23 protein-coding genes are annotated in these 25,777 nt (G+C 72.4%); 12 read left to right on the top strand and 11 right to left on the bottom strand.

Annotated features, from left to right (window positions below; genetic code table 11):
* Positions 1-141: 141 nt before the first annotated feature.
* The 7 genes from ACIQU3_RS10960 to ACIQU3_RS10930 all read left to right on the top strand — a co-directional run bounded on the left by ACIQU3_RS10960 (position 142) and on the right by ACIQU3_RS10930 (position 8,831).
* Positions 142-1,440: a helix-turn-helix domain-containing protein gene (locus ACIQU3_RS10960; protein WP_403735223.1), complete on the top strand. Its 1,299-nt coding sequence runs from the start codon at positions 142-144 to the stop codon at positions 1,438-1,440.
* Between the two features lie 269 nt (positions 1,441-1,709).
* Positions 1,710-2,333, top strand: coding sequence for a toll/interleukin-1 receptor domain-containing protein (locus tag ACIQU3_RS10955; RefSeq protein ID WP_403735226.1), 624 nt, complete (start codon positions 1,710-1,712; stop codon positions 2,331-2,333).
* Complete coding sequence (locus tag ACIQU3_RS10950) at positions 2,330-4,648, top strand: hypothetical protein (protein WP_403735230.1); 2,319 nt, start codon at positions 2,330-2,332, stop codon at positions 4,646-4,648. Before ACIQU3_RS10955 ends, ACIQU3_RS10950 begins: the two co-directional genes overlap by 4 nt.
* 97 nt (positions 4,649-4,745) lie before the next feature.
* Positions 4,746-5,651, top strand: coding sequence for a hypothetical protein (locus tag ACIQU3_RS10945; protein WP_403924452.1), 906 nt, complete (start codon positions 4,746-4,748; stop codon positions 5,649-5,651).
* Complete coding sequence (locus tag ACIQU3_RS10940) at positions 5,648-6,898, top strand: OmpA family protein (RefSeq protein WP_403924449.1); 1,251 nt, start codon at positions 5,648-5,650, stop codon at positions 6,896-6,898. The genes ACIQU3_RS10945 and ACIQU3_RS10940 overlap by 4 nt, the downstream gene beginning before the upstream one ends.
* A gap of 11 nt (positions 6,899-6,909) precedes the next feature.
* Positions 6,910-8,415: a hypothetical protein gene (locus tag ACIQU3_RS10935; protein ID WP_403924446.1), complete on the top strand. Its 1,506-nt coding sequence runs from the start codon at positions 6,910-6,912 to the stop codon at positions 8,413-8,415.
* Entirely contained in the window at positions 8,412-8,831 is a 420-nt protein-coding gene (locus ACIQU3_RS10930) for a hypothetical protein (protein ID WP_403735242.1), read from the top strand. The genes ACIQU3_RS10935 and ACIQU3_RS10930 overlap by 4 nt, the downstream gene beginning before the upstream one ends.
* Positions 8,832-8,946: 115 nt before the next feature.
* Here ACIQU3_RS10930 and ACIQU3_RS10925 read toward each other — a convergent pair whose 3' ends face one another.
* Positions 8,947-9,411 carry an HIT family protein gene (locus tag ACIQU3_RS10925; protein ID WP_403735245.1) on the bottom strand — a complete coding sequence of 155 codons (465 nt, stop codon included), beginning with the start codon at positions 9,409-9,411 and terminating at the stop codon, positions 8,947-8,949.
* A 155-nt stretch (positions 9,412-9,566) separates the two neighbouring features.
* Between ACIQU3_RS10925 and ACIQU3_RS10920 the strand changes: the two genes are divergently transcribed.
* Positions 9,567-10,058 carry an LURP-one-related/scramblase family protein gene (locus ACIQU3_RS10920; RefSeq protein ID WP_403735248.1) on the top strand — a complete coding sequence of 164 codons (492 nt, stop codon included), beginning with the start codon at positions 9,567-9,569 and terminating at the stop codon, positions 10,056-10,058.
* Between the two features lie 34 nt (positions 10,059-10,092).
* On the opposite strand, the gene ACIQU3_RS10915 is transcribed toward ACIQU3_RS10920, so the two are convergent.
* Positions 10,093-10,890 (bottom strand): carbon-nitrogen family hydrolase, encoded by a 798-nt coding sequence (locus ACIQU3_RS10915; RefSeq protein WP_403735253.1) that lies wholly within the window; start codon positions 10,888-10,890, stop codon positions 10,093-10,095.
* A gap of 181 nt (positions 10,891-11,071) precedes the next feature.
* Here ACIQU3_RS10915 and ACIQU3_RS10910 point away from each other — a divergent pair, with 181 nt between their 5' ends.
* Positions 11,072-11,896 (top strand): maleylpyruvate isomerase family mycothiol-dependent enzyme, encoded by an 825-nt coding sequence (locus ACIQU3_RS10910; protein WP_403735256.1) that lies wholly within the window; start codon positions 11,072-11,074, stop codon positions 11,894-11,896.
* A 249-nt stretch (positions 11,897-12,145) separates the two neighbouring features.
* Here ACIQU3_RS10910 and ACIQU3_RS10905 read toward each other — a convergent pair whose 3' ends face one another.
* Complete coding sequence (locus tag ACIQU3_RS10905; protein ID WP_403735259.1) at positions 12,146-12,640, bottom strand: hypothetical protein; 495 nt, start codon at positions 12,638-12,640, stop codon at positions 12,146-12,148.
* Between the two features lie 303 nt (positions 12,641-12,943).
* Here ACIQU3_RS10905 and ACIQU3_RS10900 point away from each other — a divergent pair, with 303 nt between their 5' ends.
* Entirely contained in the window at positions 12,944-13,681 is a 738-nt protein-coding gene (locus tag ACIQU3_RS10900; protein WP_403735263.1) for an SAM-dependent methyltransferase, read from the top strand.
* A gap of 6 nt (positions 13,682-13,687) precedes the next feature.
* On the opposite strand, the gene ACIQU3_RS10895 is transcribed toward ACIQU3_RS10900, so the two are convergent.
* Both ACIQU3_RS10895 and ACIQU3_RS10890 read right to left on the bottom strand, forming a co-directional pair.
* Positions 13,688-14,983: a nitrate/nitrite transporter gene (locus ACIQU3_RS10895; protein WP_403735267.1), complete on the bottom strand. Its 1,296-nt coding sequence runs from the start codon at positions 14,981-14,983 to the stop codon at positions 13,688-13,690.
* Positions 14,980-15,630 carry a GntR family transcriptional regulator gene (locus tag ACIQU3_RS10890; RefSeq protein ID WP_361114733.1) on the bottom strand — a complete coding sequence of 217 codons (651 nt, stop codon included), beginning with the start codon at positions 15,628-15,630 and terminating at the stop codon, positions 14,980-14,982. Before ACIQU3_RS10890 ends, ACIQU3_RS10895 begins: the two co-directional genes overlap by 4 nt.
* Positions 15,631-15,839: 209 nt before the next feature.
* Between ACIQU3_RS10890 and ACIQU3_RS10885 the strand changes: the two genes are divergently transcribed.
* Positions 15,840-16,739, top strand: a complete 900-nt coding sequence (locus tag ACIQU3_RS10885) for a D-alanyl-D-alanine carboxypeptidase family protein (RefSeq protein WP_403735272.1) — start codon at positions 15,840-15,842, stop codon at positions 16,737-16,739.
* A 157-nt stretch (positions 16,740-16,896) separates the two neighbouring features.
* On the opposite strand, the gene ACIQU3_RS10880 is transcribed toward ACIQU3_RS10885, so the two are convergent.
* The 4 genes from ACIQU3_RS10880 to ACIQU3_RS10865 all read right to left on the bottom strand — a co-directional run bounded on the left by ACIQU3_RS10880 (position 16,897) and on the right by ACIQU3_RS10865 (position 22,568).
* Positions 16,897-18,366, bottom strand: coding sequence for a dihydrolipoamide acetyltransferase family protein (locus tag ACIQU3_RS10880; protein ID WP_403742024.1), 1,470 nt, complete (start codon positions 18,364-18,366; stop codon positions 16,897-16,899).
* A gap of 10 nt (positions 18,367-18,376) precedes the next feature.
* On the bottom strand, positions 18,377-19,354 hold the full coding sequence (locus ACIQU3_RS10875) for an alpha-ketoacid dehydrogenase subunit beta (RefSeq protein WP_403742018.1): 978 nt from the start codon (positions 19,352-19,354) through the stop codon (positions 18,377-18,379).
* A gap of 1 nt (position 19,355) precedes the next feature.
* Positions 19,356-20,546, bottom strand: coding sequence for a pyruvate dehydrogenase (acetyl-transferring) E1 component subunit alpha (pdhA, locus tag ACIQU3_RS10870; protein ID WP_403742014.1), 1,191 nt, complete (start codon positions 20,544-20,546; stop codon positions 19,356-19,358).
* Between the two features lie 426 nt (positions 20,547-20,972).
* Entirely contained in the window at positions 20,973-22,568 is a 1,596-nt protein-coding gene (locus ACIQU3_RS10865; protein WP_403742011.1) for a protein kinase, read from the bottom strand.
* 357 nt (positions 22,569-22,925) lie between these two features.
* Between ACIQU3_RS10865 and ACIQU3_RS10860 the strand changes: the two genes are divergently transcribed.
* Positions 22,926-24,566 (top strand): protein kinase, encoded by a 1,641-nt coding sequence (locus ACIQU3_RS10860; RefSeq protein WP_403742008.1) that lies wholly within the window; start codon positions 22,926-22,928, stop codon positions 24,564-24,566.
* Between the two features lie 75 nt (positions 24,567-24,641).
* On the opposite strand, the gene ACIQU3_RS10855 is transcribed toward ACIQU3_RS10860, so the two are convergent.
* Together ACIQU3_RS10855 and ACIQU3_RS10850 are read right to left on the bottom strand one after the other, a co-directional pair.
* Positions 24,642-25,181, bottom strand: a complete 540-nt coding sequence (locus ACIQU3_RS10855) for a bacterial proteasome activator family protein (RefSeq protein ID WP_403742050.1) — start codon at positions 25,179-25,181, stop codon at positions 24,642-24,644.
* Positions 25,182-25,208: 27 nt separating this feature from the next.
* Positions 25,209-25,706: a PadR family transcriptional regulator gene (locus ACIQU3_RS10850; RefSeq protein ID WP_403742005.1), complete on the bottom strand. Its 498-nt coding sequence runs from the start codon at positions 25,704-25,706 to the stop codon at positions 25,209-25,211.
* Between the last annotated feature and the right edge of the window lie 71 nt (positions 25,707-25,777).

Raw genomic sequence — 25,777 nt, 5'->3', positions numbered from 1 at the left:
GAACGCCGAAATGATTCGAACGAAGATTTCAGACATAGAACACATGAGCCACTGGTTTTTGCATATCTGCACTAAATAGATGATCTTGCAGCAAGGTGTGTCAAACTCGAGCGTCGATTGGCACGAGGCGGGGGAGCCACCATGTCAGCACAGACCCCGACGTTCGGTGAGGAACTTCGCCGGCGAAGGAACGAATCCGGGAAATCGCTGACCGACATGGAACGGCTCGTCCATGCGACGAGGTCGCACCTGAGCAAGATTGAGCGGGGCCACCGCAATCCCAGCCTGGAACTGGCCCGCGCCTGCGACGCCAAACTGCGCGCCGACGGCGCGCTCCTCGCCCTGCTGCCCGCCGCCGCGCCGGCGCGTGAGGAGCGTCCCGCCTCGCCCGGCGGCGACGGCGTCCCCTGGTCGCTGCGTGTGTCCGCCGACGGCGAGAGCACCTTCACGGCCAGCGACCCCGAGGCACTGGCGGACGGCCACGCCTCCGCCGTCGTGGCGCACTGGGCCGTCACGCCGGGCAGCCGGGAAGCCGTCTCGGTGGAGGCGTCGCTCCCCGTGTTCCACGCCGTGTTCGACGAGTACCGCCGGCTCGGCCAGTGCTCAGGCCCCGCCCTCGTGATCCCGCTCAGCAGCACGGCCACCGGGGCGCTTCGCGGACTCGCCCATGGCGCCGCGCCCGCCGGCCGGGCCGCCGTGCTCCGGCTCGCCGCGCGCTTCGCCGAGTACACGGGCTGGATGTGGCAGGAGGCGGGCGACGACCGGGCCGCCCGCTGGTGGACCGAGCAGGCCGCACAGCTGGCCGCCTCGTGCGGCGATCACGAGATGGCCGCGTACACGCTGCTGCGCCGGGCCGAACTCGCCCTCTACGCGGGGGACGCGCAGACCACCGTGGAACTGGCGGAGGCGGCCGGCCGGCAGGCCCGCGGCCTGCGCACCAGGGAACTGGCCGCGCAGCGCGAGGCCCAGGGGTACGCGCTCATGGGCAGCGAGACGCAGTGTCTGCGCGCCCTCGACCGGGGGGCCGGACTCGTGGACGCCGCCCGGACGCAGACGGACGAGTCCCCCGCCCTGGGCAGCACCCATCTCCCCGACCTCGCCGCCTTCGTCGCGGCCTGGTGCCTGCGGGAACTCGGCGAGTCCGAGGCCGCCGTCACCCTGCTCGACGCGGGCCAGGACACCATCGCCCCGCACGCCCTGCGGGCCCGGGCCCGGCACGGCGCCCGGCTGGCCCTCGCCCTCGCGGACGCCGACGAGGTCGACCGGGCCTGCGCGGTGGCCCGGTCCGTCGCCGAGGACGTGCGGACCACCGACTCCGCCACCGTACGGGCCGACTTGCGGCAGCTGAGGTCGTCGCTGGCCACCCGGCGGAAACATCCCGCGGTCCGCGACATCCTGCCGGTCATCGCCGCGAGTCTGCGCGGGGCCCGGACGACCTGAGGCTCCCCGCACCACCGCGCCCGGGCCGCGACAGCCGCCCGGGCGGCCTCCGACGACCGCCCCGGTCGCCTGTGTCCTGTTGGCACCGGAAGTGTCAACAGGCAACGCGTTGACCGTCCGTACGGCGGCTGAAAATGTCGGATTTACCCACCGTCGGCGCCGCGTCGGCGGCCCTTCTCCAACTCGCCCGCGGAGCAGACGACTCCGGGCATCGGTCCAGCCCACCCGGGCCTGCCGGGTGCGCGCCCTCTCACGAAACGAGGAACAGCATGGCTCCCCGTCTCTTCGTCAACTTCCGCCGTGCCGACACCGGTACGACCGGTCCGCACCTCGACACGGCGCTCCGGGACGAGTTCGGCGAGCGGGAGGTGTTCCGGGACCAGCGGTCGATCGGCAAGGGCGCGCACTTCCCCGACGAGATCACGGGAGCCCTGCGCAAGTGCGACCTGCTGATCGCGGTCATGGGCCAGCGGTGGGCGACGGCGACGGACGATGCCGGCCGCCGCTGCATCGACGACCCGGAGGACTGGGTCCGCAAGGAGATCGCCCTGGCGTTCGCCTGGGGCATCCGCGTCCTCCCGGTCCTGGTCGACGGCGCGGAGATGCCGCACGCGTCCGAACTCCCCGTCGAGATCCGCGATCTGAGCAGCCGCCAGTGCGTGTTCTTCCGGCCGCACCAGGAACACATCGACTTCCCGCCACTCTTCGAGGCGGTCCACAAGGCGGTTCCCGATCTGCGCCGCAGGCGCCCGCGCCGCCCCCAGGGCGAGAGCGGCGGAGCCACGTACCACATCGAGCGCTTCGACCACGGCTCGGCCAACTTCGGCGGCAACGGCAACACGGCCAACACGTACAACCTTGGCCCCGAGGAAGACGACGAGGAACGCCCATGAGCACGACCGACGACCTCCCCGCACCCGGCGCCCCGGCCCCGGAACCCGCCTCCGAGCCGAGATCGGACGCGTCGCCACCCGGCCACGAGGAACCGCCCGCCGCGGACGCCGGCGCGCCGGAGGACACCCGCGAAGCGACCGGTCCCAGCGCGGACGACGGCCGGGACGACGAGGGCCGGAACGACGAGGGGCGGAGCGACGAAGAGCCCGGCGAGCAGGCCGACTCCCCGCCGGACGACGACCGGCCCCGGAAGCCCGGGCCGCGGGCCCACGACGCGGAGGACCACTTCCGGGCCGAGACCGTGTCCGTCGCCACCTTCCACGAGGCGTTCAACAACGCCATGGCCTTCGGCGGCGACGCCTACACGCTGAACGTCGGTACGGCCAAAGCCGCCGAACTCCACCGCATACGCCTCGACGCCGGGGAGACGGCCCGGCTGCACCAGCTGCACCACCCCGTCCCGCACCAGGACCAGATGGCCGAAACGCTGCGCGAGCACCACCTCGTCGCCCTGGTCGGGCGGTCGGGCAGCGGACGGGAGGACACAGGCACCTTCCTGCTGGCCGACCGGTGCGGCAGCGACCGGGTCTCCGTCCTGCACAGTGCCGACGCCGACCTGCTCCAGGCCCTGATCGCACAGGCCCGGCGCTGCCTGGAGCGGGGGGAGGGCGTGCTGGTCGGTCTGGGCGGCCGGCGCCCCGGCCGGAGCACGCTCCAGGCGCTGAGCCTGCTCGCCCGTGCGCATGGGACGTACGTGGTCCTGGTCGTCGAGGACACCCGGACCGACGACGACCTCCCGGCCCCCTACGCCGTCCGGCACCTGCGCCCCGACCCGCGGCCGGTGCTGGACGCGCACCTGCGGTCCGTGCTGGAGGCGCACCGCACCCGGTGCACCGACCGCGACCGCTGCGAACGGGCACGGCTGCGCCGGTTCGCGGACGGGGTGCTGGACGACGCACGGGTGGGCGCCAAACTCGACGCCGCCCGCTCGATCGACTGGATCACGTCCTTCGCCCGGAACATCGCCGCGTGCCTGCACGGCACCGAGGACGCCCTGGACGTCCTTCTCGACACCCCTCACGAGGACTTGCGCAGCCTCGCCAGACGGTTTCTGAAGCTGTCGGAGACACAGGACACCGAGGGGGAACCGTCCGCCTCGGAGGCCGAGACGCACCACCAGGCCGTGCGGATCTCCTACGTCCTCGGCCACGAACTGCCGCTGTCCGACGTCCTGCGGATGGGCACGCGGCTCAGCGCGGAGATGCTGCGCGCCGAGTACCGGGAGTCGGCGCCCGCCCGGCCCGTCTTCGAGCTGGACCTGGACCGGCTGGTCGCGCCGGGCATGGGCATCGCCGCCGAGGCCGGAGCCCATCTGTCCGACAACCCGCGCCGTGCCCGGCTCACGGACCCGGACTTGATGCCGGCGGTCATCGAGGTGATCTGGCACGGATTCGGCTGGCTGCGCGACCCGCTGGTCGCCTGGCTGCGGGCTCTGGCCGACGACCGTCTTGAACGGGTCGGCGCCCGGGCCGCCGTGATCGTCGGCCATCTGCTCCGGCACGACTTCGACAGCGTATACCGGGACGTGGTGAAGGACTGGGCGCGCAGCCCGTCGGTGCGCGACCGCCGCTACGCCGCCATGGCGCTGTCGGTGGCGATGGCCGCCGACGACCCCCGGATCACGGCCCAGGTCGCCCGTCAGGTGCGGGACTGGTCCGGCAGCCCCAGCCCGCAGCTCCAGGACAGCGCCGCACGGGCCTACGGGACGCAGGTGGGGACCCAGGACGTGCCGGGCACCCTGCGGGCCCTGCAAGGGCTGGGCGGCCGGCCCGCGCTCGACCCCTACGCGTCCGTCGCCTACTCGACCGCGGCGCTGTTCCTCGCCGGGGGCGGCGCGGCACCCGTCGGTGAGGCGCTCGGCCGGTGGATCCGAGCGGGCGACGGGCACCTGCCGCGCCACGCGGTCCGCACCCTGCTGGTCCTCGGCCCCCTGGCTGCGGGACCCGAGCTGCCGTCCCGCCCCACGCTCGCGCACCAGGCGATGGAGGACCCCGGGGGCGAGGAGACGCTGCTGCTGCTGTGGCAGCGCGCGCTGATCGACCCGGCCCACTCGGGCCAGGCCTGGCGCCTGCTGTGCGACTGGCTGGTCGCGGCCGACGAGGACGAGGAACTGGCCCTTTTCCTGGAGAAGTTCGCGCTCCGGATGTGGCCGCCCAAGGACCGCCGCGCCCTGTTCAACCTGCGCCGGTGGGCGCGCCGGCTGCCGGACGCCCGGTTGATCGCCCGGCTTCTGCGCGGCCTGAGCGGCGCTTGAGCCCCGGCGCACCTCGTACCGCCTTCTCCCGACCGGCACCACCCGGCCCCGGCACACCGCACCCGAAAACAGATCCGACCCCACTGGGAGGACCGACATGGCACGACGCAAAGGCCTGTTCGCCACGCTGCGCGAGGCGTGGCGCACCTGGCGACGCAACCGCTACGACGACACCTTCGAGGAGGAGCCGGAGACCTCCGGCTCCGACGACGGGGACGAGACCGCCCGGCAGCCCCGCCGCAGGAAGGTTTTCGTGCAGTCCCTGCCCCCGGAGACACCGCTGTCCATGGCGGCGCGGGACGACGTCTTCTCCTACGAGGTGTTCCCGACGTTCCAGTGGAACAGCTCGGCGATGTCGCGGGAGACGCTGAAGGAACGCGTCGTGCACCACGAGGCGACGGCGCGCGAGGAGTTGCTGCGGGTCGGCTGGTCGGCCGCCCGCGACTGCGACCCGGCCGACCCGGTCGCCGCCGAGCGCGCGATCAACAAGAGGCTGTCGATCGACGGCAACTGGTGCTTCGACGACACCGAGGGCCTCATCCGGTGCACACCCTCGGTCCGGGTCCGGGTCGACCCCGCCCTGCGCGAGCACGTGCTGCCGCACCGTCTGAACGAGCTGACGCTCCGGGAGACCCAGCGCCTGGGCCTGATCAGGGCGGAGCGGGCGCGGGAGCTCACCGAGGCCTGGCTGAAGGTGATCAGCGACCTGGAGCTGATCGGTGAACTCGACGCCCACCAGAGGCGTCTGCTGGTCCCGTTCGCGGCCACGCTCGCCGACCAGGACTTCCGCAAGGTCATGGAGGGACTGCGCAGGCAGCGCCGTACCAGCGTCGACGCGCTGATCACGACGCTGGAGGGGGCGCGCGGCGCCCACCAGGAGGCTGGGCTGTTCGAGTTCGCCGACGCCTACGACAAGGCGATCGGGGCGTTCCGCCGGGAGATGGGGCTCAGCGAGTCGTCCTGGATCGAGGACGCCATCGCTTCCGAGGGGCCGGCCCTGTGAGCGCCGCACGCCGGCTTTCCGCCGCCGTCGCGGTGGTGGGCGTCCTTACGGCCGCCACACTGCTCACCGGCTGCGAGGAAGAGGACGAGAGAGCCGGATGCGCCTGGACGAAGACTCAGGCGCCCACCGCGGAGGCCGGGAACACCGTCGTCCTCGTCGACGGTTCGGCGTCCGTGCGCGTCAAGAAGGCCGGGGCCCGCGGGCCGGACTACGGGGGGACGGCCGACGAACTGCTCGACAAGGAGGACGAGCAGGGGGAGACCGTCTCCATCGGCACCTTCGGCGGACCCGCGGGGGACGTCGTGTGGACCGTGCGGGAGCGGCCCGGGGACTGGAAGGAGAGCAACGACAACCCGCGCAACCAGGAGCTGAACCGCCAGGCGGCGAACGACTGTCTGCGCGAGGACCTCGCCACGGCCCAGCGGGAGCGGCCCGTCGACGGGGGCACCGACGTCCTCGCCGCGCTGGCGGCGGGCGCCGAGACGCTCAGCGACACGAAGGGCGACAAGCACCTGCTCGTGCTCAGCGACGGGCTGTCCACCACGGGCTGCGCCGACCTGCGGGGGGCGCGGTTCGGCTCACCGCAGGACATCAAGTCGATCGTCTCGGTGTGCGCCGCGCGGGGGGAGTTCAGCGAGCTCCCCCGTCTGTCGGGGGTGAAGGTCACGTTCGTGGGCCTGGGGCACTCCGCGGGCGGCCAGCCCTCCGCCGACAGGGCCCAGCGCGAATGGCTGCGCAAGCTGTGGACCACGCTGTGCGAGCGGGCCGGCGGCACGTGCGAGGCCGAGGACTCCTCCGTCATGGCCAAGTCCCCCGCTCCGGCCCGGCCGGGTTCCCCGGGCGAGCCGGTGGTGCGCTACGGCGACAGCCGCTCCCGGACGATCACGCTGCCGGGCGCCGCCCTGTTCGACCCCAACTCGCCGAGGGTGCGGCGGGGAGCCGTCCCCACGCTCGCCGACGTCGCCGCGACCGCACGCACCACCCCCTCGCTCGACCGGGTCGTGGTCAACGGCTACGTCGACCCGCGCGGCGGCTCGGGCAACGACCGCGAGCTGTCCCAGGGCCGGGCGGAGGCGGTGCGGGAAGTCCTCGTCGACCACGGGGTGGCCGCCTCCCGGGTGACGGCGCACGGCCGGGGCCGGTCACCGGGCTGCCCCGAGACCGAGGAGACGGCCGCCGTGGACATGACCCGGGAGCAGCGGTGGCAGTGCGACCGCCGCGTGGACATCGAGATCATCCGGAAGTGAGGCGGGGCGCCATGAAAGTGAACGGCAGCAACGGTTCGAACGGAGGCGCCCGCGAGGCGCCCATACCCTGCCCCGGAAAGACGTTCCTCCCCTTCGTGGGCCCGGACGGCCCCCGGCCCGCCGGGCGGCCGGCCGACCCCGTGGACAGCCGGGAACACGCCGTGCTGATGCGGGCCTTCACACAGGCCAACAACGGCCTGGCCAAGGCCCAGCGGAACCTCGGGGAGCTGGGCACGGCGCTGGTGGAGACGTTCCAGTCGGCGCTCACCGCGATCGACGCCGTGGAGCGTTTCACCGTCGGCCGGACGGCCGGCGAGGCCCGCAACCGGGTCCGCCAGGTACGGGTCCGGCACACCTCGGACGGGCCGGAGGGGCTGCGCCGCAGCCGCCGGCCCTGGTCGTGGCTCCAGTGGGTGATGCTGGGGCTGAGCGCCCTGTTCGACCTGCCCTTCGTCGGCCAGGCCACGGCACAGGCCCTGAGCGTCGGCCCGGGCGACCCGTGGCAGACCGTGGTCTACGCCCTGTCCTTCCTGGTCGCCCTCGGGGTGTCCACGCTCCAGTTCGCGCTGAGCTGCTGGCTGGCGAGGTCGCTGTTCCGGCTGCGGGTACGCGCCGCGCACCGCACCGAACGGGTGCGGCGCGCGCCCTGGCCCGCGCTGCGGCACGCGCTGCGGCTGGACGGGCCCCGCACCGAGACCCGGCGGCCGGACGACCTGGCCTGGTCCGCGCCGGTCCTTCCGGTCCTCGCCAACCTGCTGCTCGTCGGTCTGCTCGCCACGACCGCCTACACGCGGACGGACCAGAGCAACCCGCTGGCCTTCGACACGGCCGGCACGGTGATGGCCGTCTTCCTCATCGTCTCGCTCGGTCTCGCCACCGCGGCGACGGCCGTCCTGGCGCACAATCCCTACGCCGAGGCCGACAAGGCGGCCTCCGGCTCCGCGTCCGCCGCCGAGGAGAGCGCGGACCGGCTCGTGTCCGAGGCGCGGCAGCGGCTCGTCTCGCACAGCACCACCTGGCACCGGCTGCGCTCCGCCCTGGAGCAGGCGGAGGCCGACGCGCACCGGGCCGTGGACGACGCCTGCGTCCGGTTGCTCGAGGAACGGGCCGAGAGCGGCGTCGCCGGCACCCTGGAGCTGCCGCTGCGCGGCTACGCCTGGCCGGCCGGCCCGGACCGGGCCGGGGGCGACGGCAGGACCGCGCTGCCCCGGCTGCGTCTGGAGATGCTGGAGCACGGCGACGGGCTGCTGGACCGGTACGCCCCGACCCGGCTGGAGAACTGGCTGGAGGACACCGTCGAGGAGCTGAACGAGCAGTTCTCACAGCCGGACATCGAACCTCCGGGCACCCCGCCGGCCGAGGAGCCGCCCGGGGCCGGGACCCCGCCCGGGCCCGAGTCCGAGACACCGCCCGAATCCGAGCCCCCGCCCGGATCCGAGTCCGGGACCCCGCCCGGGCCCCAGTCCGAGACACCGCCCGAGACCGGGGCCGGGCCCGGCGGGGCATCCCGCGGATGACCGGCGGCCCGGGCCTCGACGAACAGCGCCTCAAGCACCTGGAGCTGCTCCAGAGCGTGATCGCCCGGCTCGGCAACAACTCGTTCCTGATCAAGGGCTGGTGCATCACGCTGAGCGGCGTGCTCGTCGCGGTCGCGGACCGCAGGCCGGGCTGCGCGACGATCCCCGTCACCCTGGCCCTCGCCGTCGGCTTCTGGCTGCTCGACGGCTACTACCTCCGCCAGGAGCGACTGTTCCGCGCCCTCTACGAGAAGGTCGTCAGCGACCGGGACGACCCGCCGCCCCCGTTCACCATGGACGCCGAGCGCCACGGCGGGACGGTGTCCTGGACCGCCGTGCTGCTGTCCCGGCCGATGCTGTTCTGCTACGGCGTGCTGGCCGCGGCCAACAGCCTGCTTCTCGTCTTCCTCGGCTGAGGCGCACCCGGCCGGGGAGGGGCGGGCTCACCGGCCGGCCGGGCGGGCCGACCAGGGCCGCCGACGCGGGCTCACCGGCCGGCCGGGCAGGCCGACCAGGACCGCCGACGCGGGCTCACCGGCCGGCCGGGCGGGCCGACCAGGGCCGCCGGTCCGGGCCCGGCCGGCGGCTGGCTCCGGCGACCGGTGTCCAGGGCAGCAGGATGCCGTCGCCGTCGCGGCGCGGCACCAGGTGGACGTGCATGTGCCGCACGGTCTGCGTGGCGGCGGCGCCCCGCGACGTGATGACGTTGCAGTCGTCCATCTCGGCGGCGAGTTCCGCGACGCGCCGCATCGTCGCCGCGGACACCAGCGGGTCCGCCGCCACGTCCGGGACGTGCGTTTTGGGCAGCACCAGCACGTGGCCCGCCGTGACGCCCCCGCCGCGGGGCAGGATCGCCAGCGCGTCGGGCCAGTCGCGCAGCACCCGGGCGGGGGCGAGCCCGCGCACGATGCGGCAGAACGGGCACGTGACCCCGGTGCGCGGGCCGTCGGCGGCCGCCTCCTCGGGACGATCGCGGTCCTCTGCTGCCCGGTGCATGTCCCCTCCAGGGTGCGGACGTGACGGCTGTTCACCGTCACCGTACGGTTGCCTTCGCCCCGTTGCGCCCGGGGCCGGTGCCGGTGCCCGGCGGGCCTCGGCCCTTCGGCCTATCGGCGGCGTTTCGGACCGGGCCGCGGGGAAGCCCTGGTCTCATGAGATTCCTCGTGTACGACCGGCTCCTCGGCTTCGGTGACGACTACTGGATCGAGGACGACCACGGCGGCAAGGTGTTCCTCGTCGACGGCAAGGCCCTGCGGGTGCGGGACACCTGGGAGCTGAAGGACACCCAGGGACGCGTCCTCGTCGACATCCACCAGAAGATGCTCGCCCTGCGCGACACCATGGTGCTCCAGCGCGGCGGGGAGCCGCTGGCGACCATCCGCAGGAAACGGCTGTCCCTGCTGCGCAACCACTACCGGGTGGCCCTGGCCGACGGCAACGAGCTGGACGTCAGCGGCAGGATCCTCGACCGGGAGTTCGCCGTCGAGTACGACGGGGAGCTGCTGGCGGTGATCTCCCGGCGGTGGCTGACCGTACGGGACACCTACGGCGTGGACGTCGTCCGCGAGGACGCCGATCCGGCGCTGCTGATCGCGGTGGCCGTGTGCGTGATCCACCTGGCGGAGAAGGAACGGGAGGACTGAGCCGCCCGGGCGTACCCGTGCGCGCAGGGCGTCCTCAGGGCCTGCGCGGCGGCTGGAGTCCCAGCATCCGGTCCTTCAGCGCCGGGAACTGCTCCCGGGTCGCCGCGACCTTCCCCGGGTCGAACTCCACCGTGAGGACCTCCTCGCCGGCACCGGCCTGCCCCAGCACCTCGCCCCAGGGGTCGACCACGATCGAGTGACCGGCCTGGGGAACTCCGGCGTGCGTCCCGGCCGTTGCGCAGGCGAGGAGGAACGACTGGTTCTCCACGGCCCGTGCCTGGGCCAGCAGCGTCCAGTGGGAGCGGCGGCGCTCCGGCCAGCCCGCCGACACCACGAGCGTCTCGGCACCGGCGTCGACGAGACCGCGGTAGAGCTCGGGGAAGCGGAGGTCGTAGCACGTGGACAGGCCGAGGGTCGTCCCGGGCAGACGCACCGTCACCAGCTCCGCGCCCGCGCCCATCAGCACGGCTTCGCCCTTGTCGAAGCCGAAGCGGTGGATCTTGCGGTAGGCGGCGGCCAGGTCGCCGGAGGGGGAGAAGACCAGGGAGGTGTTGTAGAGCGGGCCGTCGGGATCCCGCTCCGGGACGGAACCCGCGTGCAGCCAGACGCCCGCGTCGCTCGCGGCCTTCGCCATCGCCTCGTACGTCGGCCCTTCGAGCGGCTCGGCCTCACGCCCGAACTCCTCGTAGGCGAAGGCACCCGTGGTCCACAGCTCCGGCAGGACGACGAGATCGGCTCCGGCCTGCTCCCGGACCAGCGCCGCCACGCGCCGGCGGCGCGCTTCGACCGATTCGTCCTCGTTCACGGCGATCTGGATCACAGAGGCGCGCACACTACCACCGTCCTGGCATTCGAGCCGTCCACACGGGCCTACGATCGTCACACGAAAGCACTGCCGGGGTGCCTCACAGCAGCGTAACTTAGCTCGCAAGACGCCCGCCGACAGCCGCCACCTCCCACTGGCAACGCCGCCACCACCTGCCCGTGACCGAACCGCCGAGGGGTCCCGTTCCGTGAGTCTGCATCCCACCCTCCAGCCCTATGCCGATGCCTGGACCCACTCCGTCGAAGCGATATCCGAGCTGCTCCAGCCGCTCGCGGAGGCCGAGTGGAACCGGCGGACGCCGTGCCCCGGGTGGTCGGTGCGGGACGTGGTGTCCCACGTCATCGGTCTGGACTGCGAGATGCTCGGCGACCCGCGTCCCATCCACAGCCTTCCGCGTGACCTCTTCCACGTCACCAACGAGCACCAGCGCTACATGGAGATGCAGGTCGACGTCCGCCGCCATCACACGGCGCCGGAGATGACCTCCGAGCTGGAGTACGTGATCATCCGCCGCAACCGGCAGCTGCGGAACGAGTCGCGCGACCCGGGCACGAAGGTGCGGGGGCCGCTCGGCAGCGAACTCACCCTGGAGGAGTCGATGCGGCGGCACGCGTTCGACGTGTGGGTGCACGAGCAGGATCTGCGTACGGCCCTCGGCCGCCCCGGCAACCTCGACTCCCCCGGCGCGCTGGTCGCCCGTGACGTGCTCCTCGGCGAACTCCCTCGCGTGGTCGCCGAGAACGCGCAGGCACCGCGCAGCTCGGCGATCGTCTTCGACGTGCACGGGCCCGTGGAGTTCCTGCGCACGATCCGCGTCGACATCCAGGGCCGCGGCACCCTGGAAACGGCTCCGGCTCTCGGCCCCGCCGCCACCCTCACCCTCGACTGGGAGACCTACGTCCGCCTGGCCTGCGGCCGCGTGACACCGGAGTCGGTGTCCGACCGGCTGAAAACAGAGGGCGACCCGGAACTGACGGCAGCGATCCTGCGCAACTTCACGGTGACGCAGTAGGGGACGCCCCGCCCCCGCTGCGGGCACGTGTGCCACGCGAGCCGCGGGCATGCGTGCCGCTGGTGCTGGGACCGGGAAGGTTCGCCGGGTTGGCGGTTGGACAACGAGATCGGCCTGGCCTGCCGGGACCCTCGGTGGGCGGAAGGCCGTCCCCGCCTGCCCGAGCCTGACGACGAGCGGACCGAGCCGATGCCGGAGCCCTTCCGGACCGGGTCTTCGCCTCGGTCGACGTCGAGCACGCGGGGGGGATCACGGCCTGACCCGTGCCCGGTGCCGCTTCGCGTACGACCAGGTCACCGCGGTCATCAGGACCGGGATGGCGAACAACGGGGCAAAGGTGAAGCCCCAGACGGTCTGCGCCGTACCGCTCGACATGTACGTCCGGCTCTCGACGGTGAAAGCGACCACGAGCTGCCACAGTGTCACCAGGACCAGGACGGCCGACGCGGTCCAGGCCAGTGCGGCGAGGGTCCGGGGGCGCAGCGGCCGCCACCGGTCGCTCACGAGGAGCAGCGGGAACAGGGCGGCCAGTTCGGTGAGGACGGAGAGGCCGACGACGTACGCGACACCCCAGCCCGGAATGTCGAAGACGTCCCGCAGGACCTGGTCGCTGTAGCCGACATGGACACCGGATGCCATGGCGATGCGCCACAGGCCGGACGGGACGGCGCACAGGGCGATGGCATGGGCGGCGCGGCGGGCCCAGACAGGCGCGGCGAGGACAGGAGCGGTTGCTGTCGTCATGATCTACATGCTGGCCGTGGACATGGCAGCCGCGCGTCGTCCGCTACGGCAGACCGTCTCCGCTGTACGCCGGAGGGCGGACCCGCCGGCCTAGGACCTGAGTGGGAGGTGAATCGCCGGACAGGCTGAGTGAAGCCCCCGAGGGGCGGCGCGGGTGGGCGTGGGGGTCCCCTGCTCCAGCGAAGCCGAGAGCTTGGGGGAGGCGCCCCGCTGCGCCGGGCTGCGGACCCGCCAGGCTCCAGCCCCCCCGGGCCTCGAAAACCCCGTGCCGCTGCCCCCCGACCCCCCGTACCGTCCACCCGCATGACCCCACCCCACCGCACCCGCCTCACCTTCCACGGCCCGCTCTCCGAGACCCGCGCAGAGGCTCTCGTACAGCGCCTCACCCGCCACCACCCCACCACCGTCCTGGACATCGGCTGCGGCTCGGGCGAGTTGATGCTCCGTGTCCTGGCCACCACGCCGGAGGCGACCGGCACCGGCATCGACCTGGACACCGACGACCTGGCACGCGGGCGCAAGGCCGCCGCGGAGCGCGGCCTGGCGTCCCGGGTCCGTTTCCTGGAGGAGTCCGCCACCGGCACCACCCGCGGCCCCGCCGACCTCGTCCTGTGCGTGGGATCGAGCCAGGCCCTCGGCCACCGGCTACCCGAGGCCCTGGGCGAGCTCCGCCGCCTCGTCACCGACCACGGCCGCGTCCTGCTCGGCGAGGGGTTCTGGGAGCGCACCCCGACCCCCGGCGAACTGTCCCGCATGTGGCCGGACGCCGCCGCGACGGACCACCCCGACCTCGCGACGCTCACAGGGACGGCCGTCGACGCGGGGTTCCGGCCCGAGTGGACGGAGACGGCGAGCCTCGACGAATGGGAGGCGTTCGAGTCGGGGTACCTCGCGGACACCGAGGTGTGGCTCGCCGAGCACCCCCGCCACCCCCTGGCGGAGGAGACCCGGCAACGCGTCGACCGGCACCGCGCCCGGTGGCTCGCCTACCGCGGCGTCCTCGGCCTCGCGTACCTCACCCTCGTACCGACGGCCGCCTGACGGACGTCACGCGGGCACGTGCACCGTCTCCACGCGGCTGGCCACCAGCCGCTCCCGCTCCCGCCGTTGCGCCCGCTTACGAAGCCGCAGGATCTGGGAGACCCCGAGCGCCTGGAGCACGAACACCGCCGAGAAGGCCAGGGAGTAGTCGTCACCGGTCGCGTCCAGGAGCACGCCGATCGCGAGCAACGTGGTCATGGAGGCGACGAAGCCGCCCATGTTGGTGATGCCGGAGGCGGTGCCCTGCCGTTCGGGCGGGTTGGCCGGGCGCGCGAAGTCGAAACCGATCATCGACGCCGGCCCGCAGGCCCCGAGCACCGTGCACAGCACGATCAGCAGCCACATCGGGGCGCGGGGGCCGGGGTGGGCGAGCGTCGCAGCCCACAGGGCCGCCGTCGTGCCGACCGTGCCGAGCGCGAGTGGCAGCCGGGCCCCGTGGTGCCGGGCGACGATCTGGCCGTAGACCAGGCCCACCACCATGTTCGACAGGACGACGAGGGTGAGGAGTTCGCCGGCGACCGCCCGGGACAGCCCCTGCGCCTCGACGAGGAAGGGCAGGCCCCACAGCAGCAGGAACACCATCGCCGGGAACTGGGTGGTGAAGTGCACCCAGAGGCCGAGCCGCGTCCCGGGCTCCCGCCAGGACGCGGCGATCTGCCGCCGCACATAGGCCGCGCCCTGGTGCGGGAAGGGCTCCGGCTCGTGGCCCTCCGGGTGGTCCTTGAGGAAGAGCAGTACGAGGACGAGCACCACGGCACCGGCCGCCGCGCTGCCCGCGAACGCCGCCGTCCAGCCGATGCCGTGCAGCAGCCGGGCCAGGACGAGCGTGGAGACGAGATTGCCCGCCATGCCGACCAGTCCCGCGAACTGGGCGACCAGCGGCCCCCGACGGGCCGGGAACCAGCGGCTGCCCAGGCGCAGCACGCTGATGAACGTCAGCGCGTCACCGCAGCCCAGCAGCGCCCGGGAGGCGAGCGCCGTGCCGTACGAGGGGGAGAAGGCGAAGCCCAGCTGCCCGGCGGTGAACAGCACCGCGCCGAGCGCCAGCACCTTCTTGGTGCCGAGCCGGTCGACCAGCAGGCCGACGGGGATCTGCATGCCGGCGTAGACCAGCAGCTGGAGGATGGAGAAGGTGGACAGGGCGGAGGCGTTGACGTGGAAGCGGTCGGCGGCGTCGAGTCCGGCCACGCCCAGGGACGTGCGGAAGATGACCGCGACGAAGTAGACCGAGACGCCGGTGCCCCAGACGGCCAGGGCCCGGCGGCCGCCCGGCGGGTCGCCGGGTATCGAGACGGCGCTCATCGGACTTCTCCCCGGGCCAGGTGGGAGAACCAGCCGATGTGGCGGTGGACGAGGCCGACGGCCGTCTCCGCGTCACCGGAGCGCAGTGCGTCGAGGATCTCCTCGTGCTCGGCGAGGGTCTTGGCGATGCGGTCGGGGTGGGAGTGCATGACGGCGACGCCCATGCGCAGTTGGCGGTCGCGCAGCTGGTCGTAGAGGCGGGAGAGGATCTCGTTGCCGCCGCTGCGGACGATCTCGGCGTGGAAGCAGCGGTCGGTGACGGCGGCCCCCGCGAGGTCCCCTGCGGCGGCCTGCTTCTTCTGCCGGGCCAGCAGCTCCTCCAGGCGCTCGATGAGCCCGGCGGGCGCGGGCACGGCCTTGCGCGCCGCGTGCTCCTCGACGAGCAGCCGCGTCTCGACGACGTCGGCAATCTCCTGCGCGGAGACGGGCAGGACGAGGGCGCCCTTCTTCGGGTAGAGCCGGATGAGCCCCTCGACCTCCAGGCGGAGCAGCGCCTCGCGGACCGGTGTGCGCGACACTCCGACGGCCTCGGCGAGCTCGCCCTCGGTGAGGAGGGTGCCGCCCTCGTAGCGGCGTTCCAGGACACCCTGTTTGACGTGGGCATAGACGCGGTCGGCGGCGGGCGGTTGCTTCACGGCCAGGGTCATGCGGACAGCATAGATACAACAGGTACGCATGAAGAGAAACGTCCAGTATGCGGACTTGTATGTCACACATCCGTGGCAAAGCGGGGGTCCCCCTCAGCAACAGCACAACCACGTGTGCTAGTTACGAGTCAGACACGTGCGGCCCCCTTTCCCCTCGTCCTCAACTCGGCCGCATCGTTGGGGCATTCGACGTAATCGGGGTACTTGACTTGATAACCGGCATTAAGGGCACTCGTCTCCGCAGAGCCGCGGCCGTCGCCGTGACCACCGGCGCCATGCTCGCGACCGGTGCCCTCACCGTCGCGCCGGCGCAGGCCGCCTCGGCGCCCTCCATCGCCGCCAAGGGCGGCTACGTGATGAACAACGCGACCGGCAAGTCGCTCTACACCAAGGCGGCCGACACGCGCCGCTCGACGGGCTCGACCACCAAGATCATGACTGCCCTGGTGGTGCTGAAGCAGTCGAACCTGAACATGGACAGCAAGGTCACGATCCAGAAGGCGTACAGCGACTACATCGTCGACAACAACTACGCGTCCAACGCGAAGCTGATCGTCGGCGACAAGGTCACCGTCCGTCAGCTGCTGTACGGGCTGATGCTGCCGTCCGGCTGCGACGCGGCGTACGCCCTCGCCGACAAGTTCGGCTCGGGCTCGACCCGCTCGGCCCGCGTGAAGTCGTTCATCGGCAAGATGAACACCACCGCCAAGAACCTGGGTCTGAAGAACACCCACTTCGACTCGTTCGACGGCATCGGCCACGGCGCGAACTACTCCACGCCGCGCGATCTGACGAAGCTCGCCAGCGCGGCGATGAAGAACTCCTCGTTCCGCACGGTCGTCAAGACGAAGAAGTACACGGCGAAGACGACCACCAAGTCCGGCGGTACGCGGACGATGGCGCCCTGGGAGAACACCAACCCGTTGCTCGGCAGCTACTCCGGCGCGATCGGCGTGAAGACCGGTTCCGGCCCGGAGGCGAAGTACTGCCTGGTCTTCGCCGCCACCCGCAGCGGCAAGACCGTCATCGGCACCGTCCTCGCCTCGACCGGCCTGGACGCCCGCAAGGCGGACGCCACGAAGCTGCTCAACTACGGCTTCACCAAGTAGGACCACGGCCGAGGGGGCCCCGCCGCGGTGTGCGGCGGGGCCCCCTCGGCCGTGTCCGCCACACGGCGGTGCGCTGACGGCGCCGCCCGCCCGCGCAGCCCCCGGAAAAACGCCGGCGGCCCCCCGCCCGGGTGGGCAGGGGGCCGCCGCAGTCGGCTCACGCCCAGGTGATCAGACGCTTCGGCTGCTCCAGGATCGCCGCCACGTCGGCCAGCACCTTCGAGCCCAGCTCGCCGTCGACCAGGCGGTGGTCGAAGGACAGAGCCAGGGTGGTGACCTGACGGGGCTTCACCTTGCCCTTGTGGACCCACGGCTGCGGCTTGATCGCACCGACCGCGAGAATCGCGGACTCGCCCGGGTTGAGGATCGGCGTGCCCGTGTCGACGCCGAACACGCCCACGTTGGTGATCGTCACCGTGCCGCCCTGCATCGCCGCCGGGGACGTCTTGCCGTCCCGGGCCGTCGACACCAGCTCGCCCAGCGACTCGGCCAGCTGCGGCAGCGTCTTGGCGTGCGCGTCCTTGATGTTCGGCACGATCAGACCGCGCGGGGTGGCGGCCGCGATGCCCAGGTTCACGTAGTGCTTGACCACGATCTCCTGGGCGGCCTCGTCCCAGGACGCGTTGACGTCCGGGTTGCGCTTGATGGCCACCAGCAGCGCCTTGGCGATCAGCAGCAGCGGGTTCACGCGCAGACCGGTGAACTCCTTGTCGGCCTTCAGCTCCTCGACCAGCTTCATCGTGCGCGTCACGTCGACCGTCACGAACTCCGTCACGTGCGGCGCGGTGAACGCCGAGCCGACCATCGCCGCCGCCGTCGCCTTGCGGACGCCCTTGACCGGGATGCGGGTCTCCCGCGCGGTGTCGTACGACACCGCGGCCTGGGCCGCGGCCACCGGGGCGGACGCCACCTGGGGCTCGGGGGCCGCCGGTACGGCCGCGGCGACCGCCGCGTGCACGTCCTCGCGGGTGATGATGCCGTCCGGGCCGGTCGGGACCACCGTCGTCAGGTCGACGCCCAGGTCCTTGGCGAGCTTGCGGACGGGTGGCTTGGCCAGCGGGCGCTCCCCGCCGGCCGGGGCGGCCGGGACCGGGGCGGCCGAAGCCGCCGGGGCGTTCGCTGCCGGGGCCGCCGGCGCGTGGCCGTTCAGCTCCGTCTGGATCGCCGTCGAGACCTGCTGGACCGGAACCTCGGGGCCCTTGCGGGGGCGGCGGCGGGTGGAGGAGGTCGCCACCCCGTAGCCCACCAGGACCGGCTGGCGTCCGGAGCCCGCGGCCTTCGGTTCCGCGGCGGGCGCGGCTGCCGCCGGCTGCGCGGCGGCGGGCTGCTCGGCGGCGGGCTGCTCGGCGGCGGGCGCGGCGCTGCCGCCGCCGACGTCCACCGCGATGATCGCCGTGCCCACGTCGACCGTGGTGCCCTCGGGGAAGTGCAGGTCCCGGACCACGCCGTCGTACGGGATGGGCAGCTCCACGGCCGCCTTCGCCGTCTCGACCTCGCAGACCACCTGCCCGTCGGTGACCGTGTCACCGGGCTGGACGTACCACTTGAGGATCTCGGCCTCGGTGAGTCCCTCGCCCACGTCGGGCATCTTGAACTCGCGCACGGACGCTTCCGTCATCGTCGTCACGACCCTCTCCTCAGTACGCCAGCGAGCGGTCGACGGCGTCCAGTACCCGGTCCAGGTTCGGCAGGTACTCCTCTTCCAGGCGGGCCGGCGGGTAGGGGGCGTGGTAGCCGCCGACCCGGAGCACCGGGGCCTCCAGGTGGTAGAAGCAGCGCTCCGTGATCCGCGCGGCAATCTCCGCGCCGGAGCCGAAGAACACCGGGGCCTCGTGGACGACGACCAGGCGGCGGGTCTTCTCCACCGACGCCTGGATCGAGTCGAAGTCGAGCGGGGAGACCGAGCGCAGGTCCAGGACCTCCAGGCTCTTGCCCTCCTCGGCGGCCGCGTCGGCGACCTCCTGGCAGAGCTTCACCATCGGGCCGTAGGCGGCCAGGGTGAGGTCGGTGCCCTCGCGGACCACCTGGGCCTTGTGCAGCGGGCCCGGGATCGCCTCCGTGTTGACCTCGCCCTTGTCCCAGTAGCGGCGCTTGGGCTCGAAGAAGATCACCGGGTCGTCGCTCTGGATGGCCTGCTGCATCATCCAGTACGCGTCCGAGGCGTTCGACGGGCTGACGATCTTCAGACCCGCCACGTGGGCGAAGAGCGACTCGGGCGACTCGGAGTGGTGCTCCACCGCGCCGATGCCGCCGCCGTAGGGGATGCGGACGACGACCGGGAGCTTGACCTTGCCCAGCGAGCGGGCGTGCATCTTCGCGAGCTGCGTGACGATCTGGTCGTACGCGGGGAAGACGAAGCCGTCGAACTGGATCTCCACCACCGGGCGGTAGCCGCGCAGGGCCAGGCCGATCGCCGTGCCCACGATGCCCGACTCGGCGAGCGGGGTGTCGATGACGCGGCTCTCGCCGAAGTCCTTCTGCAGCCCGTCCGTCACCCGGAAGACGCCGCCGAGCTTGCCGACGTCCTCACCCATGATCAGGACCTTGGGGTCGGACTCCAGGGCGCGGCGCAGCGACTCGTTGATCGCCTTGGCCAGTGCCATCTTGTCGGCCATCTCAGTTACCCCCCTCATCGGCGAACGACGCCTGGTACGCGGCGAACTGGGCGCGCTCCTCGTCGACGAGCGCGTGCCCGTCCGCGTAGGCGTTCTCGAAGATTGCGAAGTGGTCCGGGTCCGGCATGGCACGGACCGCCTCGCGCACTCGTCTGCCCAACGCCTCGGACTCGTTCTCCAGTTCCGCGAAGAATCCCTCGTCCGCGTGGTTTGAGGCCTCCAGATAGCGGCGCAGGCGCAGGATCGGGTCCTTGGCCTCCCAGGCCTGGCGCTCCTCGTCGCCCCGGTAGCGGGTCGGGTCGTCCGAGGTGGTGTGGGCGCCCATGCGGTAGGTGAACGCCTCGACGAGGGTCGGGCCCTCGCCGCTGCGGGCCCGCTCCAGGGCCCACCGGGTGACCGCGAGGACGCCGAGCACGTCGTTGCCGTCGACCCGCACGCCCGGGAACCCGAAGCCCTGGGCGCGCTGGTAGATCGGCACGCGGGACTGCTTCTCGGTGGGCTCGGAGATGGCCCACTGGTTGTTCTGGCAGAAGAACACGACCGGGGCGTTGTAGACCGCGGAGAAGGTGAAGGACTCGGCCACGTCGCCCTGGCTGGAGGCGCCGTCGCCGAAGTAGGCGATCACCGCGCTGTCGGCGCCGTCCTTGGCCACGCCCATCGCGTAGCCGGTGGCGTGCAGCGTCTGGGAGCCGATGACGATCGTGTACAGCTGGAAGTTGTTGCTGTTGGGGTCCCAGCCGCCGTTGTTCACACCGCGGAACATCCCGAGCAGGTTGGCCGGGTCGACCCCGCGGCACCAGGCGACGCCGTGCTCGCGGTAGGTCGGGAAGACGTAGTCGTCCTCGCGGGTGGCCCGGCCGGATCCGATCTGGGCGGCCTCTTGGCCGAGCAGCGACGCCCACAGGCCCAGCTCGCCCTGGCGTTGCAGGGAGGTGGCCTCGGCGTCGAAGCGGCGGGTGAGCACCATGTCGCGGTAGAGGCCGCGGAGCTCTTCCGGGGTGATGCCGGCGACGTACTTGTCGTACTCGGCGTTCTTGACGCGCTTGCCCTCGGGCGTCAGCAGCTGCACGAGCTGGGGCTCGGTGCCGGCGTCCTTCTTGGCGGTGGTGCGGGTGCGCTTGGTGCCGGTGGTGCCGGCCTTGCTTCCGGCGCTGCGTCGCGGTGTGCGCGCGGCAGTGCTCTCCACGGTCACGTGTGCTCCTCCGTCGGTCCGGGCCACGGGGTTGCCGGTAGGCCTGGGGGTCCCCCCTTGCTCTTTTGAGCTCGGGGGAGCGGCTCACCTGTTCTCGACCACGGGGCACGGGGTGGGTGCCGCTCGGCCGGGAACGGGCGTGACAGGTGCCCCGGCGAGCGCCCTGCAGAAAGCACGTTACCCAGTGCGCCACATTTCTGTGAAACCCCACCTGACCTGCGATTTTGCTTGGATATCCAAGTAAATCGGAAAGGCGTGGAAGGGGCCCTGGTCACAGCCTTGCAGGAGGCCGGAGCTACCGCACGTTAACCCGGTGACCCAGGTCACGGGAAGAGTCCTCTTTTTGGCGTACCCCGAACGGCACGCGCGCGTGGGCCCCGTCCCCGGGTCCCACGCGCGCGTGGATCATGCCGCTGAGCTGTGGGATCAGCCTTCGCCGTCGCCTGCGCCGCCCACGATGCCCTCCGTGGTGCCGCCGCCGTCGACACCGCCGGTGTCGTCGGTCGGGGTGCCCGGGTCCGTGGGCTCCTCGTCCGTCGGCTCGCCGGTCGGCTCCGCGCTGGTCGGCTCCCCCGTCGGCTCGCCGGTGGGCGAGGCGGGAGCGCTCTGCGACGGCGTGGCGGACGGCTTGTAGGTCGGCGTCCAGTTGCCGTTGCCCGAGCCGGTGCCGGTGCCGTCGTCCGTGGTGGTGTCCGTCGGCTGGCCCGTGTCGTCGTCGCTCGGCGTCTCGCTGGGCGTCTTCTTCTCGGTCGTCTGCGAGGTGGTCGGCTTCTGGTCCTTGCTCGGGCCTTCCTTGCCGCCGCCGGTGTTCTGCAGCGCCAGCGCGACGCCCGCGGCGACGGCGATCACCGCAAGCACGGCGAGGATCCACAGCTTGCCGCGACCGCTGCCCTTGTTGCCGTGGCCCTCGAAGCCGCCGTCGTCCCCGCCGCCGTAGCCGCTGGGCAGGATCGGCGAGGGGATCTGCGTGGTGCCGGAGACGTCCCCGGCGTGTCCCATCACGGCCGTCGCTCCGGCGAAGCCGCCCGACGGGGTGTTGCGGCCCTCGTGCATGTCGACCGGGCCGGTGTTCCAGGTGCCGGTGTGGCCGCCCTGGTCGTACAGCATCTGCAGCGCGTACTGGACCAGCCCGCGCATCTCCTCCGCCGTCTGGAACCGGTCGTCGGGCTCCTTGGCGAGGGAGCGCATGACCAGGCCGTCCAGCTCCGGCGGGCAGGCGTCGGAGGCCTCGGACGGCGGCGTCGGGATGTCCTGGACGTGCTGGTAGACCACGGACAGCGGGGTCTCGCCGGTGAACGGCGGGCGCAGCGCGAGGAGTTCGTAGAGGAGGCAGCCCGTCGCGTACAGGTCGGAGCGATGGTCGACGGCCTTGCCGAGGGCCTGCTCGGGGGAGAGGTACTGCGGGGTGCCCATGACCATGCCGGTCTGCGTCATCGTCGTGGACGCGCCGTGCAGGGCGCGGGCGATGCCGAAGTCCATCACCTTCACGGCGCCGTTGTGCGTGATGATGACGTTGGCGGGCTTGATGTCGCGGTGCACGATGCCGTGCTGGTGCGAGTAGGCGAGCGCCTCCAGGACGCCCGAGACGATGATCAGTGCCTGCTCGGGGCCGGGCGCCTCCGCGTTCAGCAGCAGGTCGCGGATGGTGCGGCCCTCGACGATCTCCATGACGATGTACGGCACGGACTGGCCGCCGACGAAGTCCTCGCCGGAGTCGTACACGGCGACGATCGCGTGGTGGTTGAGGCCGGCCACCGACTGGGCCTCGCGCGTGAAGCGCGCCTTGGACACCGGGTCCTCGGCGAGGTCGGAGCGGAGCAGCTTGACCGCGACGGTGCGTCCGAGGCGGACGTCCTCGGCTGCGAACACCTCGGCCATGCCGCCCCGGCCGAGTCTGCGGGTCAGCCGGTACCGGCCGTCCCCGACCAGTCCGCCGTTCCCCCAGGACTCCGGCGCCTCCGACATGCCGCCGCCAGTCGCCTCGGGGTCGGACGGGCCCTGAGCGCGCTGCTGCTGTGCCATCAGTCCTCGCCGTCGTTTCTGCCCGCGGTGCGCGCGGTGTTGTTACGGTCTCCGTCGGCCACGCTACAGCCTCCGCGCAAGCCACCGGCCCGAGAAGGGGCACCGGGACCGGCACGAGACGGACCGGCCATGAAACCTTCACTCCTTACCGTCGTGCAAATTCTGTGTCCCGCCCGTACGCCCCCGGTAACGCTTCCGCGACGCTTCTTTCGCGTACGGTCACGGAACGGGCACCGAGCTTGACGTGTCAGTGCCCTGGGGCAGACTTGGCCGGGAATGGCGGTTTGGATCAACGACGGATCTGCGGCGGGTCCGCGTAAGTCGGCGGCGCCTCAAGGGCTACGGGGGAAACGGAACATGAGCCAGGACGGCGCACAGGGCCAGTACGCGGGGCGGGCGCTCGCCGGTGGCCGCTATCAGCTGCGTGACCTCCTCGGCCAGGGCGGCATGGCCTCGGTGCACCTTGCGTACGACAGCGTGCTCGACCGGCAGGTCGCCATCAAGACACTTCACACGGATCTCGGACGGGAACAGGCCTTCCGCGAGCGGTTCCGCCGCGAGGCCCAGTCCGTGGCCAAGCTCACGCACACCAACATCGTGTCGGTCTTCGACACCGGCGAGGACACCCTCGACGGCTTGACGACGCCGTACATCGTCATGGAGTACGTCGAGGGCCGCCCGCTCGGCTCGGTCCTCGACGAGGACGTGCGGCAGCAGGGCGCGATGCCCGCGGACAAGGCACTGAAGATCACCGCCGACGTGCTCGCCGCGCTGGAGATCAGCCACGAGATGGGCCTGGTCCACCGCGACATCAAGCCGGGCAACGTGATGATGACCAAGCGCGGCGTCGTCAAGGTCATGGACTTCGGCATCGCCCGCGCCATGCAGTCCGGTGTGACGTCGATGACGCAGACCGGCATGGTCGTCGGCACCCCGCAGTACCTCTCGCCCGAACAGGCCCTCGGCCGCGGGGTGGACGCCCGCTCCGACCTGTACTCGGTCGGCATCATGCTGTTCCAGCTGGTGACCGGGCGGCTGCCCTTCGAGGCGGACTCCCCGCTGGCGATCGCGTACGCGCACGTGCAGGAGGAGCCGCCCGTCCCGTCCTCGGTCAACCGCGCCCTGCCCCCGGCCGTGGACGCGCTGATCGCCCGCGCGCTGAAGAAGAACCCGAACGAGCGCTTCCCCAGCGCCGAGGCCATGCGGGACGAGTGCCTGCGGGTGGCGGCGTCCTTCCAGGCCGCGCCGCCGAGCATCGTCCCGGGCACCCCGGCCCCGAGCGGCGCGGGAGTCGGCTCGGCCGTGTTCCCGCCGGTCGACCAGGCGACCCCGGCGCCCTCGGGCCAGGTCCAGACGCCGTACCAGCCGACCCCGCCCCCGAACCCGTACGGCACGCCCGCCCCGACGGGACCGACCCCGGCGTACGGATATCCCCAGGCGGGCGGCTACCGGACGCCGGCCCCGGCGGGGTACTCCCCGCAGCCGGGCCCGTCGACGCCGCCGCCGTACAACCTGTCGCCCCAGGCACCGGCGGCCTCCTCCGGCGGCCGGAACAAGCCGGTGATCATCGGCTCGGTCATCGTGTCCGTGCTGGCGGTCGGCGGCCTCGTCACGGCGCTGCTGCTGAACGGCGGCAGCGAGGACGACAAGGGCGGCGGCGGCAGCAGCGCGAGCGCCTCGGCCTCCGCGGAGAAGAAGCCCGGCTACCGCGGCCCGGACACCACGAAGACGATCGACACCGAGGAGTGCACGGAGCCGCGGGAGTCGTACAACGACCCCGACAAGATCCAGATCCCGGACTTCAAGTTCAAGAACATCAAGTCGGTCAAGGCCTGTCTCCAGGCGGCCGGCTGGGAAGTGAACGAGAAGAAGGTCGACGAGAACACCTACGGCGACGGCACGGTGATGAACCAGTTCCCGTCCGCCGACACCGACGTCGACCCGGAGGACATGCCCGAGATCGAACTGAGCGTCTCGACGGGCAACCCGCCCTCCTGAGCCCCCCTGACACGCGGAAGGGCCCGGCGGCTTCGGCTGCCGGGCCCTTCGTTCACTCCGTGCGGGGCCGGGCCTCTAGAGGTAGGGGCCGCCGGAGCGGCCGCCCGGGTGCTGCTCGTCGAGGCCGTCGCCCACCCCGGGCGGGAGGGCGCGGCGCATGGACTCCAGCTGGGCGCGGGCCGCCATCTGCTGGGCGAACAGCGTCGTCTGGATCCCGTGGAAGAGCCCCTCCAGCCATCCGACCAGCTGGGCCTGCGCGATGCGCAGCTCCGAGTCGCTGGGAGTCGCCTCGTCCGTGAAGGGCAGGGAGAGCCGCTCCAGTTCCTCGACCAGCTCGGGCGCGAGGCCGTCCTCCAGCTCCTTCACGGAGCTGGCGTGGATGTCCTTCAGCCGCACCCGGCTGGCCTCGTCCAGGGGAGCCGCGCGCACTTCCTCCAGCAGCTGCTTGATCATGCTGCCGATCCGCATGACCTTCGCGGGCTGCTCCACCTGTTCCGTGACCGGGGTCTCGCGGGAGTCATCGTCTGCGCCGCCGCCACCGAGCGCCATGCCGTCCTGGCCCACGACCAGGATCTGCGGGTTCTCCGACGACCGTTCGTTCCTCGGCATCTCCATGTCGCCATTCTGTCGCACGCCTGCACCTCACCTCCGTGGTGCCCCCACGGGACGCTGATCCACCGTGCTGGAGGAGACGAGTCGCTCACGCTCCGGGTTGCTCCGGCGGGGGTGGCTCCGCCCCGCGGGTGAAACGGTGCAGGCGGGCCTCGCAGTGGTCCAGTCGGCGCACCTCGGCCTCCGCGTGGAGGACGAGCCGCTCCACGACGAGCAGCCGGGCCGGCTCCCCCCGGGGGGGCCGGCGCGCGGGCGAGGACCTCGGCCGGCCCGTTCCACGGGGCGTTCGTACCTGGAGCGCGGTTCGGCCCGGCCGGTCTCGGTGAGCGCGTACAGCGTCCGCCCGGCCGCGTCGACGTCGTCCCGGGCGACCATGCCGTCCCGTTCCAGGCGGCCCGCCGTCGTGCAGACCTGCCCGATGTTCAGCGGCCGGGTGCCGCCGGGGCGGGCCTCGAAGTCGGAGCGCAGGCGGGAGCCGTAGCGGGGGCCGGCCGCCGGCAGGGCCAGCAGCCCGTGACGAATCGACATAGCCGGACGGTGCGCGATTCCGTCCGTCGGCCGAACCCGGAGTGCCGGGCGCCCGGGACGGTGTGAGGCTT

Source organism: Streptomyces sp. NPDC101110 (assembly GCF_044759525.1).
In the GTDB taxonomy this organism is placed as follows: Bacteria; Actinomycetota; Actinomycetes; order Streptomycetales; family Streptomycetaceae; genus Streptomyces.
This window is presented reverse-complemented; position numbering and strand designations above follow the sequence as displayed.

What these genes read in the sequence shown, in the direction of transcription:
- ACIQU3_RS10960 (WP_403735223.1), top strand. Translation starts at nt 142, where the DNA reads ATGTCAGCACAGACCCCGACGTTCGGTGAGGAACTTCGCCGGCGAAGG.
- ACIQU3_RS10955 (WP_403735226.1), top strand. Translation starts at nt 1,710, where the DNA reads ATGGCTCCCCGTCTCTTCGTCAACTTCCGCCGTGCCGACACCGGTACG.
- ACIQU3_RS10950 (WP_403735230.1), top strand. Translation starts at nt 2,330, where the DNA reads ATGAGCACGACCGACGACCTCCCCGCACCCGGCGCCCCGGCCCCGGAA.
- ACIQU3_RS10945 (WP_403924452.1), top strand. Translation starts at nt 4,746, where the DNA reads ATGGCACGACGCAAAGGCCTGTTCGCCACGCTGCGCGAGGCGTGGCGC.
- ACIQU3_RS10935 (WP_403924446.1), top strand. Translation starts at nt 6,910, where the DNA reads ATGAAAGTGAACGGCAGCAACGGTTCGAACGGAGGCGCCCGCGAGGCG.
- ACIQU3_RS10930 (WP_403735242.1), top strand. Translation starts at nt 8,412, where the DNA reads ATGACCGGCGGCCCGGGCCTCGACGAACAGCGCCTCAAGCACCTGGAG.
- ACIQU3_RS10925 (WP_403735245.1), bottom strand. Translation starts at nt 9,411, where the DNA reads ATGCACCGGGCAGCAGAGGACCGCGATCGTCCCGAGGAGGCGGCCGCC.
- ACIQU3_RS10920 (WP_403735248.1), top strand. Translation starts at nt 9,567, where the DNA reads ATGAGATTCCTCGTGTACGACCGGCTCCTCGGCTTCGGTGACGACTAC.
- ACIQU3_RS10905 (WP_403735259.1), bottom strand. Translation starts at nt 12,640, where the DNA reads ATGACGACAGCAACCGCTCCTGTCCTCGCCGCGCCTGTCTGGGCCCGC.
- ACIQU3_RS10900 (WP_403735263.1), top strand. Translation starts at nt 12,944, where the DNA reads ATGACCCCACCCCACCGCACCCGCCTCACCTTCCACGGCCCGCTCTCC.
- ACIQU3_RS10895 (WP_403735267.1), bottom strand. Translation starts at nt 14,983, where the DNA reads ATGAGCGCCGTCTCGATACCCGGCGACCCGCCGGGCGGCCGCCGGGCC.
- ACIQU3_RS10890 (WP_361114733.1), bottom strand. Translation starts at nt 15,630, where the DNA reads ATGACCCTGGCCGTGAAGCAACCGCCCGCCGCCGACCGCGTCTATGCC.
- ACIQU3_RS10875 (WP_403742018.1), bottom strand. Translation starts at nt 19,354, where the DNA reads ATGGCCGACAAGATGGCACTGGCCAAGGCGATCAACGAGTCGCTGCGC.
- ACIQU3_RS10865 (WP_403742011.1), bottom strand. Translation starts at nt 22,568, where the DNA reads ATGGCACAGCAGCAGCGCGCTCAGGGCCCGTCCGACCCCGAGGCGACT.
- ACIQU3_RS10860 (WP_403742008.1), top strand. Translation starts at nt 22,926, where the DNA reads ATGAGCCAGGACGGCGCACAGGGCCAGTACGCGGGGCGGGCGCTCGCC.
- ACIQU3_RS10855 (WP_403742050.1), bottom strand. Translation starts at nt 25,181, where the DNA reads ATGGAGATGCCGAGGAACGAACGGTCGTCGGAGAACCCGCAGATCCTG.
- ACIQU3_RS10850 (WP_403742005.1), bottom strand. Translation starts at nt 25,706, where the DNA reads ATGTCGATTCGTCACGGGCTGCTGGCCCTGCCGGCGGCCGGCCCCCGC.